The sequence below is a fragment of the Nonomuraea deserti genome (assembly GCF_004348685.1).
Taxonomy (GTDB): Bacteria; Actinomycetota; Actinomycetes; order Streptosporangiales; family Streptosporangiaceae; genus Nonomuraea; species Nonomuraea deserti.
Window position 1 is genome coordinate 1 of the sequence record NZ_SMKO01000365.1, and the last position, 3,161, is coordinate 3,161.

Genomic DNA, 3,161 nt, shown 5'->3' on the forward strand with positions numbered 1-3,161 from the left:
CTGCGGGCCGGTTGCCTGGGGTGGCGGGTGGGGCGCGCAGGTGGCAAGCGCGGTCAGATAGGTGCAGGTAGCGGTGTCGAAGGCGTCGCCGTCCAGGCGGGCGAACAGTCGTCCCAGGGTGCTGGCGGCCAGGCGCACTGTGCCGGGCAGACCGGCGCGGGCGCGCAGGTCAGGGTCGTACCCGGCGATGAACCGGGCGATCTTCGTCAGGGAGGTCGCGCCGCTGACTACGGCGAGCAGGGATAACGCGAGCAAGGGGCCGAGCCGGTAGCGGTGTCCCCGGCGGCTGCGCGGGTCCGGGATGGTGTCCAGGAGTTCGGCGAGCGTGGGCAATCGAGCGGCTCGGCGGGCAGGTCGGCGACGGTGACGTGCTCCAAGTGGCGCGAGAACACGTCGATCGGGGATGATGGCACGCGAACGCGGCCCCTGTTCTTGATCGACTGGCTAGACACCGACGATCATCAGGGGTCGCGTTTGTCATGTGCACCCCGGGGTGCCCTCAACGCCTGCCTCATCGAGCCAGCGAACGTCCATCAGCCGAGAACGCAACGGCCTTGGTCGTGGACATGATCCTGTTCTCCCCCGAGATGGTGAATGATCGTTGCAGACTTCCGTCTACGTTTGGCAATCATTTCCACATCTAGAGTGATACCCCTATCGTGGAACGTGGAACAGACATTGATGGGCCAGGTCGGGCTGGTACAACACTTTCGACGGGCAGTATCTTGTGACTACCAGGGCTGCAGGCGGACCAGCGGAGAGTGAATTGGCTCATATTGTAGAACGCATTCAAGACAAGGTGACGGTCGATGCGTATCAGTTTACACTCGTGGACCGAGACGGATCCTCGAATAGGCCTGCTGATGCCCTGACATTAGACGATCTTGGTGCTCAGCTGCGGAACTCTGATGTTTGGTTCGCTGCAACGGCGAACATAGCGATAATAAAGAGCGCAGCGGAGGAATGGCATGTCGCGGACGTCACGTTGGAACTGTGGGATGGACAGCCACCTTTCGATGGTGAAAGGCGGGGAAAGGTCGCCGATGCGCAGATGTATTGCGGCTCGGGCCATCTTCTGCTCGTTGAGACACTCGGGCGCCCATCTCGGAGATTCCTGAATTTAGGATTGTCGGCTGCGCTGTGGTCTGTGCGTTGCAGTCTCGGCCCGGGGGCGGGCGAGCGTTATGTCGATGGCGGCCCTCCTGAAGGACTAGAGTCATACCGGCTGCAATTTTGGCCAGCACTTTGAGGCATTCACCCGGGCGAACAACTCTGGCAGTTCGGATGGTGGCACACTAGGCCGGTCCATGCCCGCCAGCCAGTAGGGCAAAGGTCGCTTCCCAATCCCGCGATACTCGCAATTGAACGGGCCGTGATTGCCGCACATGAGGCGGATCATCTCTCGCGGCAACCGGAATCTGGATGGGAACGCCTACCTGTCGGAACCGAAGTTCCGGCAGCAGCGAAGTCCGCGATCGTCACGGCCTCAGCCTTCCCATGCCCTGCCGGGGATGCGGTAGAAGGTGCGCGTCGACGTCCACCATTCCCGGTCTGCGAAGCGTCCCGTGATCCGGCCTACCAAGCACCACAAGGTATGGACATCCTGCTCAAGTTCAGTGTCGGGATCAAGCTCCAGCCCTGCCGTGAAAGGACGATAGTCCGGCAGGGCCATGTATCCGCCTTCCTCGTACGGCGGCATGACATCATCGACCAGTTCTCCGTCGTAGTGGAGGTGCAACGGCTCAAGTCCTTCGCCCACTTCGCCCCAGAAGTTGATCTGAAAGACCCGACGTCTTCCGAGATTGCGGATCGCGGGATGGTTGGAGTAAAGACCAAAGACGAATACATGTGTCCATCCGGGCGCGTGCGGGCCGATCCAAATGCCTTTCGCAGGGGGGCCTTTGTACGTTCCCGCCAGCGTCTCCAGGTCGCAGTCCAAACGCGATTCCGGGTCTACCCGAAATCGGCGGGACAGTTCCTCCGGATCGTCGGTCTCGACCCAGAGGGCGTGGAAGCCGAGTTGAAGCCCGTGCCCGTAATCGACCAGCAGTTCCCACTGGTTCTCGGCCGGGTGAGCCTGTGCGATATTTAGCATGCTATACGTCCTCACTGCGATGTCGAACTTTGTGGGACCACTGGGTCGCCGAGGCGGCCGGCCTCGGCGACCCAGTGTCTCACGTGCGAGTTCTCAATTCACGATCTCAACCCAGAATGGGCTGTCGGAGACCTTGGTGATGGTGTTGACGGGGTCGTAGTCGAGAAGACGATAGTGGCCGTAGAAAGCTTTGAGCGCATCCCCGTGTGCCTGGTTGTGGGTTTCGCGAACCCCGAGGATCGAATAGTGAATCTTATCCTTCAGCGCCCCCTGCTCGGTGGAAGCGAAGGGATATTCGTCGCATTGCACGTATCTGTAACCGTACTGCTGGTACACCTCCTTGCTGTAGTACCTGCAATAGGTTCCCCCGTACGGCAGATCGTAATTGTCCTCCGGCACCGAGAACGGCGTTCCGGAAAATACCGCCCGGTTCTTCTTGTAGACACCCTTGGCCGCTCTCCATAGAGGTGCCCCTGCGGGGGTATCCGGAGGCGCGGCGTAGTTGCCTGAAATAACTTTCGGCAGCTCGTTGCCCAGTGGCCCCTTGACCGGCGGACGGCTCTTCACCCGCCCATCGGTCGTGTCTCCAGGGCGGAACGGCGGGTAGGTACCGGCGTTCGTCGCCGCGTTCAGCGCCTTCTCGATGTGGTTGATGACGTCCAGGAATTCTTCATCCCTGCTTTTGGACATCGTAAACACCCGGTCGGCTCTGATATAGATGCAACCGCCGTTGTTCGCCGTTTCCTCGCCGAAGTTTCCGAGAGCTCGCCAGTCGCAGCGGAAACTGGGAGACCACAGATGATTGGCCGGAATGCCCTGTCCCCACCGAACTACGCCGAGCCGCTTGCCCTTTTCGCTGAGGAGTTCCTGGTCCCACAGGGGAAGTCGGCCCTTGTTCTCCTTGTACTGGGTGAGGGCGGGCATGATGGAACAGACTTCTGAATCGCCCCGGGTTCGGTGGAGACTTGATCTCTTGAGAGGATCGAGTCCATGCCTGGTAAGTCTCCCTACCCCGCCGAGCTGCGCCGCCGAGCGGTGCGGATGGTCGCCGAGGTGCGGCCGGATT

At 61.0% G+C, this 3,161-nt stretch carries 3 protein-coding genes; all 3 read right to left on the reverse strand.

Annotation, left to right across the window (positions count from 1 at the left end; translation table 11 throughout):
• Window positions 1–333: transposase family protein (locus E1292_RS49920; RefSeq protein WP_165975182.1), on the reverse strand; the 333-nt coding region annotated here is incomplete at its 3' end.
• Between the two features lie 1,153 nt (window positions 334–1,486).
• The gene (locus tag E1292_RS49925; RefSeq protein ID WP_132606801.1) at window positions 1,487–2,095 is read right to left on the reverse strand and encodes a hypothetical protein; all 609 of its coding nucleotides are present in this window, start codon (window positions 2,093–2,095) and stop codon (window positions 1,487–1,489) included.
• 93 nt (window positions 2,096–2,188) lie between these two features.
• Window positions 2,189–3,161 (reverse strand): NucA/NucB deoxyribonuclease domain-containing protein (locus tag E1292_RS49930; RefSeq protein ID WP_220447463.1); only part of this gene is annotated, 973 nt, incomplete at its 5' end.